Source organism: Micromonospora sp. NPDC050495 (assembly GCF_040655175.1).
Lineage (GTDB): Bacteria > Actinomycetota > Actinomycetes > Mycobacteriales > Micromonosporaceae > Micromonospora.
This window is the reverse complement of the sequence record NZ_JBFAJK010000002.1, coordinates 32,042-49,653: the sequence shown is the minus strand read 5'-3', so window position 1 is coordinate 49,653 and position 17,612 is coordinate 32,042. Positions and strand designations below refer to the sequence as shown.

At 73.7% G+C, this 17,612-nt stretch carries 11 protein-coding genes; all 11 read right to left on the bottom strand.

What is annotated here, in order from left to right:
* Positions 1 to 92: 92 nt before the first annotated feature.
* From AB0I11_RS03495 to AB0I11_RS03445, 11 genes are read right to left on the bottom strand one after another with little or no spacing between them, the layout of a single operon-like run.
* A complete protein-coding gene (locus tag AB0I11_RS03495; protein ID WP_357312142.1) occupies positions 93 to 3,230 on the bottom strand; it encodes an amino acid adenylation domain-containing protein in 3,138 nt (1,045 codons plus the stop codon).
* A 3-nt stretch (positions 3,231 to 3,233) separates the two neighbouring features.
* Positions 3,234 to 10,604: an amino acid adenylation domain-containing protein gene (locus AB0I11_RS03490; protein WP_357312136.1), complete on the bottom strand. Its 7,371-nt coding sequence runs from the start codon at positions 10,602 to 10,604 to the stop codon at positions 3,234 to 3,236.
* Positions 10,605 to 10,652: 48 nt separating this feature from the next.
* Positions 10,653 to 10,847 carry an MbtH family NRPS accessory protein gene (locus tag AB0I11_RS03485; RefSeq protein WP_357312132.1) on the bottom strand — a complete coding sequence of 65 codons (195 nt, stop codon included), beginning with the start codon at positions 10,845 to 10,847 and terminating at the stop codon, positions 10,653 to 10,655.
* 2 nt (positions 10,848 to 10,849) lie between these two features.
* On the bottom strand, positions 10,850 to 11,713 hold the full coding sequence (locus AB0I11_RS03480; protein WP_357312124.1) for a [LysW]-aminoadipate kinase: 864 nt from the start codon (positions 11,711 to 11,713) through the stop codon (positions 10,850 to 10,852).
* 7 nt (positions 11,714 to 11,720) lie between these two features.
* Positions 11,721 to 12,740, bottom strand: a complete 1,020-nt coding sequence (argC, locus tag AB0I11_RS03475) for an N-acetyl-gamma-glutamyl-phosphate reductase (protein ID WP_357312118.1) — start codon at positions 12,738 to 12,740, stop codon at positions 11,721 to 11,723.
* Complete coding sequence (locus AB0I11_RS03470; RefSeq protein ID WP_357312115.1) at positions 12,737 to 12,910, bottom strand: lysine biosynthesis protein LysW; 174 nt, start codon at positions 12,908 to 12,910, stop codon at positions 12,737 to 12,739. The genes argC and AB0I11_RS03470 overlap by 4 nt, the downstream gene beginning before the upstream one ends.
* The gene (locus tag AB0I11_RS03465) at positions 12,907 to 13,872 is read right to left on the bottom strand and encodes a transketolase C-terminal domain-containing protein (protein WP_357312112.1); all 966 of its coding nucleotides are present in this window, start codon (positions 13,870 to 13,872) and stop codon (positions 12,907 to 12,909) included. Before AB0I11_RS03465 ends, AB0I11_RS03470 begins: the two co-directional genes overlap by 4 nt.
* Entirely contained in the window at positions 13,869 to 14,699 is an 831-nt protein-coding gene (locus AB0I11_RS03460) for a transketolase (protein ID WP_357312108.1), read from the bottom strand. The genes AB0I11_RS03465 and AB0I11_RS03460 overlap by 4 nt, the downstream gene beginning before the upstream one ends.
* The gene (locus tag AB0I11_RS03455) at positions 14,696 to 15,991 is read right to left on the bottom strand and encodes a DegT/DnrJ/EryC1/StrS family aminotransferase (protein WP_357312105.1); all 1,296 of its coding nucleotides are present in this window, start codon (positions 15,989 to 15,991) and stop codon (positions 14,696 to 14,698) included. The genes AB0I11_RS03460 and AB0I11_RS03455 overlap by 4 nt, the downstream gene beginning before the upstream one ends.
* Positions 15,992 to 16,009: 18 nt before the next feature.
* On the bottom strand, positions 16,010 to 17,032 hold the full coding sequence (locus AB0I11_RS03450; RefSeq protein ID WP_357312101.1) for a BtrH N-terminal domain-containing protein: 1,023 nt from the start codon (positions 17,030 to 17,032) through the stop codon (positions 16,010 to 16,012).
* Positions 17,022 to 17,612, bottom strand: a complete 591-nt coding sequence (locus AB0I11_RS03445; protein ID WP_357312098.1) for a hypothetical protein — start codon at positions 17,610 to 17,612, stop codon at positions 17,022 to 17,024. The genes AB0I11_RS03450 and AB0I11_RS03445 overlap by 11 nt, the downstream gene beginning before the upstream one ends.

Genomic DNA, 17,612 nt, shown 5'->3' with positions numbered 1-17,612 from the left:
CCACACCGGAATCCGCCGCCGAAACAGACAGGGCCGGCAATCCCCCGGGGTACGCCTGGCCGACAAGGGCGACCTGGTGAGCGCCCGGCGGATCATTCGGGGCGGCCGGCGGCCATCGTGGCGGCCAGACCGGCGACCGTGGGATCGGAGAACAACGTCCGGATCGGTAGGTCGATGCCGTAGTCGGCGCGGATCCGGGCCATCAACCGGGCCGCCGTCAGCGAGTGCCCGCCGAGGGCGAAGAAGTTGTCCCGCACGCCGACCGGCGCCGGCAGCAGCAGCAGCTCGGCCACGATCGCGGCCAGTCGGGCCTCGACCGGTGTGCGCGGGGCGACCCGCTCCGGGCTCGACGACGCGGTCCACTCCGGCTCGGGCAGGGCGCGGTAGTCGACCTTGCCGCTGCGCGTGAGCGGCAGCTCGGGCAGCACCATGTACGCGGCGGGGACCATGTAGTCGGGAAGCGTCTGCCGCAGGTGTTCACTCAGCCCGGCGGGCGGCTGTTCGGCGCCGTTCGCGGTGATGACGTAGCCGACGAGGCGCACGTCGTCACCGCCGCCGCGCACCGACACCACGGCCTCGGCGACGTCGGGGTGGCTTCGGAGGGCCGCCTCGACCTCGCCGCTCTCGATCCGGTACCCGCGAATCTTGATCTGCCGGTCGACCCGGCCGGCCAGCTCGATCCGGCCGGTCCGGCGCCACCGGCCGACGTCCCCGGTCCGGTACAGCCGGGCGCCCGGCCGCGGGTCGAACGGGTCCGGCCGGAAGCGGGCCGCGGTCATCCCGGGCGAGCCGTGGTAGCCGTGGGCCACCCCGGCTCCGCCGATGCAGACCTCCCCGAAGACGCCCGGCGGGACCGGTCGCTGCCGGCCGTCGAGCACGTACAGCCGGGTCCCGGCGATGATCGACCCGATCTCGATCGGGGCCGGCGATCCGGCGACGGCGTCTCCGCCGGAGTAGATCGTCGTCTCGGTCGGGCCGTACAGGTTCCACACGCGCGCTCCCGGACCGGCGCACAACACGTCGGCGAGGTCCCGGGGCAGCGGCTCCCCGGCGGTCATCCGCAGCGACACGGTGTCCGGGATGCCGCCGGCGTCGACGAGCATCCGCCAGCCGGCCGGTGTGGCCTGCAGGGCCGTCGCGCCGCTGTCGATCAACAGTTCGCGCAGTCGGGCCGGGTCCTTGACCTGGTCGGTGTCGGCGACCACGACGCGTCCGCCGGCCAGTACCGGCGCGAGCAGCTCGACCAGGGCGATGTCGAACGCGAACGTCGACACGGCGACGAACCGGTCCCGCGGGCCGAGGGCCAGCTTCGGCACGACCGCGTCGAGCAGCGCCGCGATGCCGCCCTGGGTCACGGTGACCGCCTTGGGCCGGCCGGTCGACCCGGAGGTGAAGATGGTCACGGCCGGGGCCGACGGCGGCCGGTCGAGTACCGGCTCGGGCTCCTCCAGGGTCGCGGGGAGCGCGGCCAGGTCGACGACCGGTATCGGCGCCGCCGCCGGTGGGAGGGCCGGTGCACCCGCGACCCCGCTGTCGACCACGATCGCGGCCGCCCCGGCATCGGCCAGCATCATGGCGATGCGCTGTTCCGGATAGATCGGGTCCAGCGGTATATAGGCCGCGCCGGTCGACCAGACACCGAGGATCGCGGGCAGGAGCCGGGCGCCGCGGGGCAGCAGGATCGCCACCCGGTCGGACGCGCCGACGCCCCGGTCGGCCAGCGCGGCGGCGATCCGCCGGGCCCCGTCGCGCACCTGCGCGCCGGTCAGTTCGCCGTCGCTGCCGGTGATGACGACCGAGTCACCGGCACACGCCGCGTGCAGCCGGGCCACCGCGGTCGCGTCCGGGTCGAGGTGCGGGCCGCCGTCCGGCCAGCGGTGAGTGACCAGGGCCGACAGGTCGGGAGACATGATCTCCGCGTCGGCGACGGCCCGGTCCGGGTGCTCGGCGAGGCAGCGCAGGATCGCCTGGAAGCCGTCGGTCACGAGTTCCCCGGTCGCGTCGTGGAACAGGTCGCGGTTGTAGGTGACCCGCACCTGGGGGCCGGCCGCCGTCTCGGTGACGGTCAGCTCGATCTCGAACTTCGTCGTGCCGTTCTCCACCAGCTCGGGTCGCCAGTGGAGCCCGCCGCGGTCGGGGACGGCCCAGGACTCCTCCATCGCGAACATCACCTGGGTCAGCGTGAACCGGGCCGGGTCGCGGTCGGGGCGCAGCAGCTCCACCATCCGCTCGAACGGCAACTCCTGGTGGGCGAGCGCCCGCGCGGTCGCGCGGTGGACCGATCGCACCAGGTCGCCGAGCGTGGCGTCCCGGTCGATCCGGACCCGGATCGGCACGGTGTTCATCAGCAGGCCGACCATCGTCTCCGTCTCCGGCCGGGTCCGAGCGGCCATCGGTACCGCGATCACCAGGTCGTCACTGTCGGTCAGCCGGGACAACACGACCGCGTAGGCGGCCAGCAGGACGGCGAACATCGTGGTGCCCTGCCGGGCCGCGAGCTGCCGGAGCGCGTCGGCCAGGCCGTTGTCCAGTGTGGTGTGGATGGACCGGCCGGCGAAGGTCTGGCGGACCGGGTACGGCTCGTCGTTCGGCAGCGACAACGCCGACGGCGCGTCGGCCAGTTCGTGCTGCCAGAACCGGTCGGCCGGCGCGTACCCGCCGTCCTCGGCGTGCCCGAGCTGCCAGATGGCGTAGTCGGCGTACTGGATCGCCGGCTCCGCGACGGTCGGGGCGCCGTCGCGGACGATCGCCTCGTAGTCGGTGGCCAGTTCGTCGAACAGGACGCGGAACGACCAGCCGTCGGCCACGATGTGGTGGGCCACGACCGCGAGGACGTGGGCCTCCGGCGACATCCGGACCAGGGTGGCCACGGCGAGCGGCCCGGTGGCCACATCCAAGGTGATGCCGGCCATGTCGCGGATCAGCGCCTGGGCGGCCGGTACCCGCTCGCCGTCGGGCAGGTCCTCGACCGAGGTGATCAGCAGCGGCCGCGGATCCGGCTCGTCGTCGACGATCTGCACCGGCACGCCGGCCTCGTGGCGGAACGTGGTGCGTAGGGATTCGTGCCGGGCCAGGGCCGCGTCCCAGGCTCCTCGCAGCGCGTCGACGTCGAGCGGGCCGTCCAGCCATACCGCCCAGGAGATGTTGTACGCGGGCAGGTCGGGGTCCATCTCGACCAGCAGCCACATCCGCCGCTGGGCGAACGACGTCGGAAGCTCGTATACAGTCACGCCTCAGCCTTCCTGACTCTGGTCAGCCGTCTTCTGGTCCACTGCGACCAGGCGCAGTTCGCTGGTGTAACGCTGGCCGTCGGCATCGACGAGCCAGGTCTGATCCGGTTCCGGCAGCATCTCGACGACGGTCACCGTCGCCTCGGCCCCGCCGTGGTGGCGACAGCGTCGGACCGACCGGGAGATCAGGTCGATTGACGCGAGGCTGGTCAGGTCCGCGTAGATCGGCTTGCGCTCGCCGGCGAACCGGAGGAACACGTGCCGAGGCAGTCCGTGGCCGGTCACCCAGGCCCGGGCCTGCAGGTAACGGCTGCTCTCGTCGGCCGTCGCGGCGAACGCGAGGTCGGTAGCGGCGAACGTCCACCGCTCCCGGCCGACCACGAGATCGTCGATGGTGACCCGGGGCGTGTGGGCGGCGGGTGGCACCGGGTCGAAGCTGTTGATGATCACGCTTATGATCAGGTCGCCGAGGACCGGGAGCAGGTCGCGCTCGAATGTGCCGTCGCGGTGCCGGACCCGCAGCCCGGTCGGCGAGTCGATCACGTCGCAGTCCCCCACGGCCAGGGTCGAGGACGGGTCGTAGCCGTTGGCGTCGTGCGACCAGACGAGCCACCGGTCGCCCGGGGACACCAGCGCACCGGCCTGCCGGGTGGCGCTGCCGCTGATCTCGGCCGTCTCGGCCTGCCAGACGACCGGTCCGGCGAGGTCGTGGCGCATGGCCGCGTGGTAGCCGCCCGGGTCGTCGTGCAGCTCCAGCCACGTGCCGTAGCGGGCGGTGATCTTGCTGGGGTGGACCTCGCCGAGCACCCAGGTGAGCCGGCCGCCGGCAGCGGCGTCGGCCCCGGCGATCATCAGGTCCGGGCTGTGGAACACGGCCGTCGGCCATGGCCGCGGCGGGGCCGGGAACCGGCCGGCCGCCCGGCGCCGCAGGTCGGCCGAGCGCAGCTGGACCCGCCGGGAACCTTCGGGCAGGTCGAGGATCGCCGACCAGTGCTCCTGCAGCGCCGCCACCGCAGGCTGGATGAGGGTCGGCGCCCGGTGGAACAGGGCGTCGTTGACGAGCAGCCAGAAGTCGGCGAACGGCACGACATCGGTGCCGAGCGCGGCGGCCCGCTTCCGGTAGGCCGCCTCGAACTGGCCGGTGTACACCTCGGCACAGGCGCCGACGAACCATCGGGCGCTGTCGAGCACCAGCGCCAGCGCCTCCCGGATCCCGTCCAACGTGTCGGCGCCGAAGCGCACGGTGTCGGCACGCCGGCACTCCTCGTAGGCGACCGTACGGCCGGCGTACAGTTCACCGGCCCGTCGGGTGGGCGGGACGCCGGCCAGGCGGGTGAACGTCGCCTCCAGGTCGGCCATGGCCGCGGCCAGCCCTTCCGGGTCGCCGGCCGCGCCGGCCAGCTCGTCCCGGGCGGCGGTCAGCTCGTCGAGCGCCCGGGTGGCCGCCGCCCGGACGTCGTCGTCGGTCACCCGGGCCAGCAGCGCCCGCATGGTCCGCTCCGGATGGATGTCGGGCGGGGAGATCTCGACCTGCCAGGCCAGCCGGCGCTGGTCGGCCAGCCGGGCCAGCACAGCGAAAACCTCGTCGACGTCCCGCAGCCCGGCCGACCCGTCGGCGAGCACCCGCTCGGCCACCGCGCCGGCGTCACGCCCACCGTCGACGGCCCGCAGGACCGCCGCCTCGGCCGGGGTCAGCGGCACTGGCGGCGCCAGCGGCACGCGGAGCTGGGTGCCGTCGAGACCGACGAACGGCATCCGCCGCGGCACGAGCCAAGGACGAAGGGCCATCGTGTGCTCGGCCAGGATCGCGGCCACCGCCCAGCCCTCCAGGTAGGTGATGCGATCCGCCAGAAACCGCCCCGCCGGGTCGTGGGTGATCCGGACGCCGGCGCCGTCGTCGATCCGCGACCAGCTCACCGGGCCGAAGAAGCCGATGGTGTCGTTCTTCGCGCAGTACCGCTGCAGGTAGCTGGCGATGAGCGCCTCGTGCTGGCGGGCCTTGGTGTCCCGCTTGGGCGGCTCCGGCCCGCGTCGGACCACCGGATCGAGGCCGGTCGTCAGCGCGTGCCGGTTCTGCCAGGCGACCGCTTCCCGCAGCGCCGGCCGGCTGGCCGCCTCGTGCAGGGTCGCGGACTGGCGGCGCATCGCCGCGGTGAACTCGGCGGAGTAGGCGGCCCTGGCCTGCTCGCCCACGGCGACGACGGCGTCGGCCGCCGCGGCCAGGTCGGCGGCCCCGAGGCCGGCCAGCAGGTGGGCCGGGAAGCCGGCCGCCCGCAGGCAGACCGTCCGCCACAGCGCCCAATCGCCGCCCAGGTGCACCAGATGCGGCGCTAGTTTCGGACCCGGCGGCGGCTGTGGGGCGCGAGTGCGGAAGGCACGGCGGTCCTGGCGGCCGATGGTGGCCGGTCGCGCCGGACCGGTCGCCGCCCGGTCGCGGGCGGCGTCGATCGCGGCGGCACAGTCGACGAGCGTGGGCTTCTCGTAGAAGGTGGCCATGCGCAGCTCGACGCCGAACACCTCACGGATCCGGAACATCAGGCGCGACGCCAGGAGCGAGTTGCCGCCGAGGGCGAAGAAGCTGTCCTCGCGGCCGATGTCGTCGCCGTACGGGCCGCCGGCGGGCAGCAGCCGCCGCCAGACGTCGGCCAACCGCTCCTCGGTGTCGCCCCGGGGCGGGGTGACCGGCCCGCGGGTCTGGACCTCCGGCGCGGGCAACGCGGCCCGGTCGATCTTGCCGTTGGCGTTGAGCGGGAACCGGTCGAGGACCTTGAACCCGGTGGGTACCAGGTATTCCGGCAGTCGACCGACCAGGAAGTCGCGCAGCGACGCCGGCCGCAGGGTGCCCAGGTCGGCGCCGTCGGCCGGCGTCACGTACGCGATCAGGTGCCGCTGCACGCCCTGACCGGCCACCAGGACGACCGCGTCGGCCACGTCCGGATGCGCGCGGAGGACCGACGCGACCTCGCCGGGCTCGACCCGGAAGCCACGGATCTTGATCTGGTCGTCGGCGCGGCCGACGAACTCGAGTGTCCCGTCGGCACGCCAGCGGGCCAGGTCCCCGGTCCGGTACAGGCGTGTGCCGCACCCGTGGGGATCGGGCACGAAGGCCCGCGCGGTGGCCGAGGCGTTGCCGACGTAGCCGCGGGCGAGGCCGTCCCCACCGGTGAACAGCTCGCCGGTCACACCGACCGGCACCGGCTGGCCGCTCTCGTCGAACAGGTGCACGGTGGTGCCCTGGATCGGCCGGCCGACGGGCACCGTCGACGCCACCTGGTCCGGGTCGGTCATGACGTGACACGTGGTGAACGTGGTGTTCTCGGTCGGGCCGTACCCGTTGACCAGCGGTCGGCGACCGCGGGCCGACAGCACGGCGCGCACCGTGGCCGGGTTGAGCGCGTCGCCGCCGGCCAGGAGGACGGGGACACCGGCGACGGCCTCGACATCCGCCTCGGCCAGCTGGTGGAACAGGCCGGCGGTGAGCCACGCGACCGTCACGTCGGCGGAGCGCAGCAGGGCGGCGATCTCCGGCAGCCCGAGCGGGCCGGGCGGCGCGATCACCGTCGTCGCGCCGGTCAGCAGCGCGCCCCACAGCTCCCACGTGGACGCGTCGAACGCGACCGGGGCGAGGTGGAGGAGCCGCTGGCCCGGGCCGAGCGGGGCGAACGACGGGTCGTGGACGAGCCGGACCACGCCGCGGTGTGGCACGGCGACACCCTTCGGCACGCCGGTCGAGCCCGAGGTGAAGCTGATGTAGGCCAGGCTGTCCGGGTGGGACAGGTCCGGTGGCGGCGTCCGCTCGTCGGCGGCGTCGATGGGCCCGGCGTCGACGCACACCGTGTCCACTCCGGGTATCCCGGTCAGGTCGGTGGCCCGCGTCGCCAGCAGGAGCCGGGCGCCCGCTGCGGCGACCATGGCCGCCACCCTGGGCGCGGGGCTGCCCGCGTCGATCGGCAGGTACGCGCCGCCGGCCTTCGACACGGCCAGCAGGGCCACCACGAGGTCGGGGCCCCGCTCGATCGCCACCGCGACCGGCACGTCAGCGACCACCCCGCGGCGGCGCAGCCGCATGGCCAGGGCGTTGCTGCGCCGATCCAGCTCCGCGTAGGTCATGGATTCGGTGCCGAAGAGCAGCGCCGTCGCGTCCGGCCGGATCGCGACCTGGGCCGCGAACAGGGCGGGGATCGTGCGGCCCGGCTCGGCGGCGGGCACCGCCGGCCCGCGGCTCCAGCGCTGCAGCCGTCGCGACTCGTCGTCCGGCATGAGCCGCAGCCCGCCGATCGCGGTGTCCGGTCGGGCCAGGGCGTCGGCGAGCAGGTTCAGGTAGTGCTCGACCATCCGGGACATGGTCGACGCGTCGAACAGGTCGGTCGAGTACTCCCAGATCAGGTTCAGATCGTCGTCCTCGGGCCGGGACTCCCGGCCCACCCGCTGCGCCCCGCGCGGCACCACGATGACGTTGAGATCGGCCTTGGCCGAGCCGTTCGCCCGCTCGGTGACCGCACCGGTGAGCCCGCCGAAGTCGAGGTCGGGCACGGCCGAGTCGTGGAAGCTGAACATGACCTGGAACAGCGGCAGCCGTGCGGAGTCACGTTCCGGCCCGATCGCGTCGATCACCGTGTCCAGCGGGGTGTCCGACCAGGCCAGCGCGTCGAGCACGGTCTCCTGGACCTGGTCGAGCAGGTCGGTGAACGACATCCTGCCGTGCGGCCGGGTCCGCAGGACGACCGTGTTGACGATCATGCCGAGCAGCGGCTGGAGCTCGGGCAGGCTCCGGTTGGCCATGCCGGTGCCGACCAGCAGGTCCTGCTGCCCGGTGTACCGGTGCAGCAGCGCGGCGAAGGCGGCGTACATGGTCGAGAACAGCGACACCCGGTGCTGCCGACTGAACGCGCGCAGCGCGCGGGCCAGCTCGGCCGGCACCTTGATCCGCGGCGCCGCACCCCGCAGGCTCACGACCGGCGGCCGCGGGTGGTCGGCCGGCAGCTCCAGCCGGTCGGACGCGCCGGCGAGCCGGCTGGTCCAGTGGTTGACGTGGGCCTTCAGCACCTCGCCGTCCATCCACTCCCGCTGCCAGATCGCGTAGTCCGCGTACTGGACGGCCAGCTCCGGCAGGGGCGACGGCTGACCGGCGGCGAACGCCGGATAGAGCGCCGACAGTTCGGACAGAAACACCGCGAGTGACCAGCCGTCGTGGATGAAGTGGTGTTCGACGTGGACGAACGTGTTCTCGCCGCCGCCGTGGCGCAGCAGCAGCCAGCGGGCCAGCGGCGCGCTGGTCAGGTCGAACGGCTGGGCCAGCTCGGCGACGACCACGTCGTCGGCCTGCTCGCGCGGCACGTCCAGGACGCGCAGCGGGGCGGCCACGCTCGCGACTGGCTGCTGCACCGCGACACCGTCGACGCTGACGAAGGCGGTCCGCAGCATCTCGTGCCGGCGCACGATCTCGTCGAGCGCGGCGCGGAGGGCCGCGGTGTCCACGTCGCCGCGCAGCGACACGGTGGCCTGGAAGTTGTAGGCGATGTTGCCCGGGGCCAGCTGCGCGAAGAACCACACCCGTCTTTGCTGGAACGACAGCGGAATCGGCCGGCTGCGGTCGGCCCGGGTGATCGGCGGCGGGGTCGGTGGGATCGGGGAGTCCAGGTCCAGGCCGGTGTCCACCTGCGGTCGGCCGGTCCGCTCGTCGACCAGGTCGGCGAACGCGGCGATCGTGCGGGCGCGGGCCAGCTCGGCCAGGCTGAGCTTCGCGCCGAGCTCGACGGCGATCCGGGCCGAGAGCCGGCCGACCAGCAGCGAGGTGCCACCGAGAGCGAAGAAGTCGTCGTCGGCGCCGACCGCCACGCCACCGAGCAGGTCGGACACGATCCGGGCGACCGCGCCCTGGGTCGGCGTGCGCTGGGGTGCGGCCACCGCGGCCAGGCCGGCGGCCACCCGGTCGGGTGCGGGCAACGCGGCCCGGTCCACCTTGTCGTTGGCCGTCATCGGCAGCGCGGGCAGCACGACGACGGCCGCGGGCACCATGTACCCGGGCAGCCGGGCCGCCACGAACGCGATCAGCTCGGCCGGCGTGGCGTCCGCGGCGACGTAGGCGTGCAGCACCGGGTCGGCGGAGCCGGTGCGCCGGGCAGCCACATAGGACTCCCGGACGGCCGGGTGCTGCCGCAGGACGGCCGCGATCTCGCCGGGTTCGATCCGGAATCCACGGATCTTGACCTGGTCGTCGAGCCGGCCGAGGTACTCGAAGGTCCCGTCGGGCCGGCGGCGGACCAGGTCGCCGGTGCGGTACATCCGCTGGCCCGGGACCGCGACGTCGGGCACGAACGACCGCGCGGTCGCGGCCGGGTCGTCCAGGTAGCCCCGGGCCAGGCACGCGCCGGCCAGGCACATCTCGCCGGGCGTGCCGTCGGGCACCACGTCGAAGCCGTCGAGCACGTAACAGCGCACACCGTCGAGGGGCACGCCGATCGGCGGCGGCACCGGCCCGCCCGGCGGCACCACGGCGGTCGTCGCGACCACCGTGCACTCGGCCGGGCCGTACACGTTGACCAGGGTGAACGGCAGGCCGGGCGGCATGCCGCGCTGCAGCGCGGAGCCACCGGTGTGCAGCCACCGGAGCGCGGTGTGCGCCGGCCACGGCACGTCGAGCACCGCCTCGGCCAGCGGCGTGGGCAGGAAGGCCGCGGTGATCCGCTCATCGGCCAGCCAGGCGACCAGGTCCGGCGGCGAGGCGCGCACGGCCGCGGGCGGCACCACCAGCGTGCCACCCGCGGCCAGCGTGGGCCAGGTGTCCCACACCGAGACGTCGAATCCGGGGGCGCACAGCAGCGTGGTGCGGTCCCGCTCGCCCAGGCCGAAGGCGTTCTCGTGCCAGCGCATGAGGTTCGCGAGGCCGCCGTGGCGGACCGCGGCCGCCTTGGGCCGGCCCGTCGAACCCGACGTGAAGATGACGTAGGCCAGCGCGTCGTCGGCCGGCCGCGGGACCGGCTCGTAGCGTCCGGCGGGCGGCCGCGCCAGGTCGACGACCTCGGGGTCGCCGAGCTCCGCGCCGGCCGACAGCAGCGGCCGGGTGGTGATCACGGCGGTGGCCCCGGACAGGCCCAGCAGCTCCGTGGTCCGCGTGCTCGGGTGGGCCGGATCGAGCGGTACGTAGGCGGCGCCGGCCAGCAGCACGGCCAGCTCGGCGACGACGATCTCGGCGGACCGGTCGGCGTAGACGGCGACCACGTCACCCGGTCGGACGCCACGCCGGGTGAGCCGGGCCGCCAGGCCGGCGGCGTGCCTGGCCAACGTCAGGTAGGTGAGCCGCCGGTCGCCATCCTGCACGGCGATCGCATCCGGCGCCTGGGTGACGCGGGAATGGAATTGATCGAGGATCATCACGCACGCTTTCTCTGCTGGTGGCGGCTTGATTCGCGGCGCCGTGGGTCAGGTGCCCGACGCCAGGGCGCGGCGCAGGCTCAGCGGACGCATGTCGGTCCAGATCTCCTCGATGTGGGCCAGGCAGTCGGCCTCGGGGCCGCGGAAGCCTTCACCGCGCCACCCGGCCGGCAGGTCACGGTCGGCGTCCCAGATCGAGTACTGCTCCTCGTCGTTGACGACCACGAGGTAGGTGCGCTCCATCGTCAGTTCCCCTTTCGCGTGGACCGGCCGGCCACCGACAAGGCGCCGGCCATGGTCACCGTTGTCCCGGACCCGGCCAAGGCCCGGCTGATCGGATCGGGCACCCGCCCGTCGGCGATCCGCACCGAGGCCACCCCGCCGGCCAACGCCTCACGGGCGGCGACGAGTTTGAGCGCCATACCGCCGCCGGCGACGGATCCGGGTGCACCGGTCGGGGGCACCTCGTAGGTGCTCTGCACGCTGGTGTCGTCCCCGGCATCGGCGAGCACGCCGGGCGCACCGGTCAGCAGCACCAGCCGGTCGGCGCCGAGCGCCACCGTGAGCGCCGCCGCCACGCGGTCGGCGTTGACGTTCACCGGGTGGTCGTGCTCGTCGATCGCCGGCGGTGAGACCACCGGCACGAAACCGGACCGCAGCAGGCCGTCCAGCAGTTCGGTGCGGACGGCGCCGAGCTGGCCGCTGTGGTTGTCCCGCACCAGCACGGTCCGGCCGTCCACCACCGCCCGGACGGCCGGTTTGCGGCGGGCCCGCAGCATGCCGCCGTCGAGGCCGGTGAGGCCGACGGCCGGCACCCCGAGGCCGGACAGCGCGGCGACGAGCGCCGGTTTGACCGCCCCGGCCAGCGCGAGCACGACGACCTCCAGCATCGCCGGATCGGTGTACCGGGCCGACACCCCGTCCGGGGCGACCAGGGTGCGCTGCGGCACGTCCAGCTTCCCGGCCAGCCGGGCGATCTCGCCGGAGCCGCCGTGCACCAGGACGACGGACTCGCCCCGCTGGACGAGCCGGGCGACGTCGGCGCAGATGCCCGCGGAGTCCACGGCCGGGTTCCCGCCACACTTGACGACCGTCAGCAACCTGGTCACGGCTCTCCTAGGCGGGGTGCAGGCCGGGGAAGGACAGGCCGAAGCTCTCCGGCCAGCCCATGCGGATGTTCAGGCACTGGACCGCGTTGCCGGCGCCGCCCTTCATGAGGTTGTCCAGCGCCGCGATGGTGATCAGCCGGCCGGTGTCCTCGTCGAACGCGAACCCGACGTCGCAGAAGTTCGAACCCGAGAGGATCTTCGGCTCCGGGAACCGGTACCGGCCGCGCTGCTGCGCGACCAGCCGGACGAACGGCTCGTCGCGGTACCGCTCCCGGAACGCCTGGCGTACCGCCTTCCCGTCGACGCCGGGTTTCGGGTTGACGTGACAGATCGTCTGTACGCCCCGCACCGCCTCGACCCCGGTCGCGGTCATGGTGACCCGCACGCCGACGTGCCGGGCGATCTCCGCTTCGTGCCGGTGCCCGGTCGGCGCGAACACCCGCATCGCCCCGCTGCGGAAGGCGTGTAGGTTGCCGTCTCCGGCGGTGGCCCCGGATCCGCTCGACCCGGTGCGCGCGTCCAGGCGGGCGTCCGGTCCGATCATGTTCCGGATCGGGTGGAGCGAGAGCACGCCGGCCACCGCCATGCATCCGGGCACGCTGACCAGGTCGGCGCCGCGTAGGCGCTCCCGGTGCAGCTCCGGGATCCCCGGAACGAACTCGCCGAGCAGGTGCGGCGCGGCGTGCGGGGTCCGGTAGTAGCGCTGGAAGACCTCGGTATCGGCCAGCCGGAAGTCGCCGGTGAGGTCGATGACCTGCTTGGTGTGCCCGATCCAGCGCTCGATCTGGGTCATCGCGGCGCCGTGCGGCGTGGCCAGGAAGACGGTGTCGTACTCGTCCACCTCGTCCACCGAACAGAACAGCAGGTCGGTGGCGGATCGCAGGTTCGGGTGGACACCGTCGACCCGTTTTCCGGCGAATCGGGAGGAGACCGCGGCCGTCACCTCGACCTCCGGGTGGCCGACGAGCAGTCGCAGCAGTTCCCCGCCGATGAACCCGGCCGCGCCGACGACAGCGACGCGGATCACTCGCCCCAGTCCTCTTCGATCTCGGGGGCGAGCGCGAGCACCGCCGGACCCAGGGCGACGATCTCCAGTTCGTTCCGGCAGCCGGCGCACTCGATGATCTCGTTGAGCCGTACCGATTCGCTGATGGACACCTCGTCCGCGCATTGCGGGCAGGCCGACATGGTGGTCATGGGTGACGTCCTTTCACTGGTTGGTCGAAGTGAGCCATCGCGTCGAGTGCGGTGCGGACCATGGTCACGATCCGTTCCGCCGTGATGTCGTAGTGCGTGAGCAGGTATTCCTGGTTGCCGACCGCGTCGACGAACTGGTCCGGCATCCCCAGCCGCAGGACCTTCGTCGGCGTGGCCTCGGCCAGGGCTTCGGTCACCGCGCCGCCGAGGCCGCCGCCGCGCCAGTGCTCCTCGACCGTCACCACGAGCGCGGCCGGTCGCGCCGCCTCGATCAGCGTCTCGGTGTCGAGGGGTCGCACCGTGTGCAGGTTCAGCACGGTGGTGTCGATGCCGCGCCCGGCGAGGGCGTCCGCCGCGGCGAGGCAGGCCAGCGTCGGGTAGGGGCCGCAGCACGCGAGGACCGCGTCACCGCCCGTTCGCAGCGTCTGCGCGCGACCGATGACCGGGGCAGGGGCCGGCGGCAGCGGCGGCGACGCTTTGCGGTCGAGCCGGACGTAGAGCGGTCCGGCCAGGCTCAGGCTCTGCGCGACGAACGCCTCCGTGGCCGCCGCGTCGGCCGGCACCACCACGGTCATCCCGGGCAGCACCCGCAGCACGGCCAGGTCCTCCAGGGCCTGGTGGGTCGGGCCGAGGTGGCCCGCGGCGAGGCCGCCGTGGGTGGCCATGATGCGGACCGGCAGCCGGTTGTACGCGATGTCGATCTTGATGGCTTCCAGCGCCCGCGAGGCGGCGAACGCGGCCATCGTGTTCACGAACGGCATGCGCCCGCACGCGGCCATGCCCGCGGCGATCCCCATCAGGTTGTGCTCAGCGATGCCGAGGTTGAGGTACTGGTCCCCGGCCGCCGCGACGTGCTCCGGGCGGAACAGGCCGGTGTCGGTGTCCAGGCAGATCACCTCCGGATGCCCCTCCAGCAGGGACAGCAGGCGGTCCCGGTACGCCTCCCGGACGGCGCGGCTCATCGGACGGCGTCCGGGACGGCCAGCGCGGCGAGCGCCCGGGCATGGTTGCGCGGCGACAGCGTCACGTAGTGGCTGTCGGCCCGGCCGGCGAGGAACGACAGCCCGTGCCCCTTGACCGTGCGGGCGATCAGCACACTCGGCCGGCCCGGCTCCCACGGTGCGGCGGCGAGGTGGTCGGCCAGTCGGGTCGCGTCGTGGCCGTCCACCTCGCGGACCGCCCAGCCGAAGCTGCGCCAGCGTTCGGCCAGCGGCTCCATCGGCGCGATCCGCTCGGCCGGACCGGTCAGTTGCAGCCCGTTGCGGTCCACGACGGCGACCAGCCGGTCCAGCCGCAGCGACGCGGCCGCGATGGCCGCCTCCCAGACCGAACCCTCCTGGAGTTCACCGTCGCCGAGGAGCACAAAGCTGCGCGAGTCGCGGCCCGCGTACCGGTTGGCCAGCGCGAACCCGCAGGACAGCGCGAGACCGTGGCCGAGCGACCCGGTCGGCAGCTCGACACCGGGCACCGCGCGCACCGGATGACCCATCAACCGGCTGCCCGGCCGTCCGTATCCGGCGAGCTCCGCGACCGGAAAGAAGCCCCGTTCGGCGAGCGCCGCGTACAGGGCCAGGGCGGCGTGGCCCTTGCTGAGCAGGAAGCGGTCACGGTCCGGGTGGTCCGGCCGCCGCGGGTCCACGTTGAGCACCGAGAAGTACAGTGCGCTGAGCACCTCGACGCAGGACAGTGCGCCGCCGAGGTGGCCGCCTTCCGGCCCGGCGCACATGTCCACGACGTGCGCGCGGATGCGGCTGGCGACCGCCTCCAGGGTGTCCTCGGCCGTGGTCATGACGCCGCCGCCGCGAGCGTCGCCACCGCGTCCCGGTTCGCCCAGACCTTCTCGAACGCGTCCGCGTAGAGGCTGAGCAGCTCGCCCGATCCCGGATTGAGGTGACGCTTCTGGAGGGTGAGGGAGTCGGCGATGATCGCGCGGGCCACCGGGTGGTCCGCGGCGGCCGGGGCCGCATCGCCGGTCACCGTCCACGGATAGCCGCCGCCGAACCCGACGCGGTCGACGAACACCTTCTGGTCGGGCAGCGGCATGAGCTGGTACTGCGACATCGGCACGCCCTCGGCGCGCAGCAGCCGCCGCAGCGCCGAGCGCAGCGCCGCCGGCCGTACGTCGTCGGAGAGGCCGAACCCGGCCCGCTCGAACCGGAACCGCAGGATGTGCCAGGCGTGCGTGGTGTCCGGGAGGGCGGTCGGTACGCGCAGGCCGGGCAGCGCGGCGAGCCGGGCGAGGAAGTCGGCGACATTGCGTTGCCGTTGGCGTTCGTACTCGTCGAACCGGGCGAGCTGCGCGGTGGTGAAGGCGGCCTGGATCGCGTTCATCTTGTGGTTCCAGCCCAGGCCGTAGGACACGTAGTCGCGGTCCCGGCCGTTCTCGATCACCTCGCCGAACTGCCGGGCCCGGCGGACCGCCTCGGCCAACTCGGCGCGGCCGGTCACGAGCAGGCCGCCTTCGCCGCAGGTCGGGATGTTCTTCGTGACCTGCAGGCTGAACGCGCCCGCGTCGCCGATCCCGCCGACCGGCCGCCCTCGGTAGGTCGCGCCGGGGGCCTGGGCCGCGTCCTCGATCACCGCGAGGCCGTGCCGGCCCGCGATGTCGAGGAGCCGGTCCATGTCGGCCGGTGCGCCGTGCAGGTGCACCGGGATGATCGCCGCGGTCCTCGGCGTGATCCGGCGCTCGACGTCGTCCGGGTCGAGGTTGAACGTGACCGCGTCGACGTCGGCGAACACGGGAGTGGCCATCTGGTGTACCGGCGCGAGCCCGGTGGCGATGAAGCTGAGCGCGGGCACGATCACCTCGTCGCCCGGTCCGATCCCGAGCCCGGCCAGCGCCAGGGACAGCGCGGCCGTACCGGTGGACACCGCCACACAGTGGTCGAAGCCGAACCGCTGCGCCCAGTTCGCCTCCAGGGTGGCGACCGGGTTGCTGCCCTCGGTGTTGGACACCAGCCGGCCGCCGTCGAGCGTGTCGAGGACGGCCTTGCGGTCCTCGTCCTCGATCAGCGGCCAGTCCACGCCGCGCCGGTCTTTCGGTACGGCGGCCGTGCCGCCGAACGCTGCCAGCTTGCTCATCGCTGCCTCTCCGGGTACTCAGATCGCCGCGCTGACGGCGTCGACGGCGTACGCGTACTTGCCGCGCAGGACGGTGGCGTGGTGAGCGATGTCGGCGGACACCGCCCGGGCGTCGGCGATCCCGTGCGCGCCGGTGATGCGCAGCCCGGTCCAGGCGTGGGCGACCGCCTCGACGGCCCGTCCGGCTCCGGCGAGGGCCGGATCGCCCCACTCCCGGCCGCAGCGGCGCAGCAGTTCGCCGTGCAGCGACGCCTGCGCCTGCATGCCCCAGCCGAACGGGTACAGCTCGCGCAGCGCGGTGGCGTCCCCGGCCCGGCATCTCTCGACGAGTTCTTCGGCGAACGCGTCGAACCCGGCGAGACCGGTGCGGGCCGCGGTGGCGGTGGTGAAGTCGTCGACGTCGACGCGCAGGTAGCCGTCGAGCAGGTCGGGGGTCAGCGGCGCGGGTGGGGCGTCGAGCCGGACGTCGAGACAGCGCCGGCCGATCCGCGAGTCGCTGAAGAACGCGTCCTGCACGTCGGCCGGGTTGGTCGAACCCCAGCTGTTCAGGAACTCCTCGATCGGGACCGGACCGCGGTAGGCCGGCGGCATCGCGTCCGAGACGTACACGAGTCCGCGGTCCTCGTCCAGGCCGTAGATCACCACGAGGTGGGCGGCGTGCACATCGCCGTAGGCGGGCCGGAACGGCAGGTAGAAGTTGTCCACCGCGGCGATGACCGGCTGGTCGCCGGCCAGCGACTCGCGGACCTCCCGCCAGACGTCGTCCCCGTCGGCCGGCTGCCACCAGCGGGCCCGCAGCTCGTGGTGCGGGGCCAGGGCCGCGCCCAGGTCGCCGTCCGGACAGGGGTAGTAGAACTCGTCGAACCGGACGTCGCCGGGCAGGTGCAGGAACCGCCAGCCCGCCCCGAGCACGGCCAGCGGGTCGGCGCCCAGTCGGGCCACCAGCGTGCCGAACGTGGCCTGCAGGCAGCTGATCAGGTCGCGGTACCACAGCTCCGGCTCGCCGGTCAGGTAGGTCCGGGCCGTCACCTCACTGGTCATGGTCGACCCCCGCGCGTTGGAGCGTGACCGCGAAGATGTGCATCGCGACGTTGCGCGGCAGGCGGATGCCGGCGAGGTCGGCCCGCCGGGTGACCGGCACCCGTTGGGCCCACATGACCGCCGGCACGCCCCGCTGCACGTGGTGCGGGTAGTGCATGACCGGGCTCTGGAACGCCAGGAGTTCACCGAACCAGGCCGGCGCCGCCCAGAAGTCGGAGACCCGCAGCGGCTCGGCGTCGACCGGGCCGTCAGTGAAGTTCAGCTCGACGGTGTCCTCGCAGCGCCGCTCGGCCGCCGCCAGGACGTGTACCCAGTCGTAACGGCCCTCCGCCACGGCGATGAACTGTCCTTCGCAGCGGATGTTGTCCGGGCCGGCGCACACCGGCGGGAACCGGAAGGGCACGCCTGCCACGTGGACGAGGCTTCCGCCGGCCGGCAGGTGCTCGGCGGCGAACGAGTTGCCCCACACGTTGAAGTGGCCGGCCTTCGTCGCCGTCGCCGACGAGATGGCGGTGTTGTTGCGGTGACCGGATATGTCGACCGGATCGCACCGGTGGGAAACGGCACTGGAGGCGAGCAT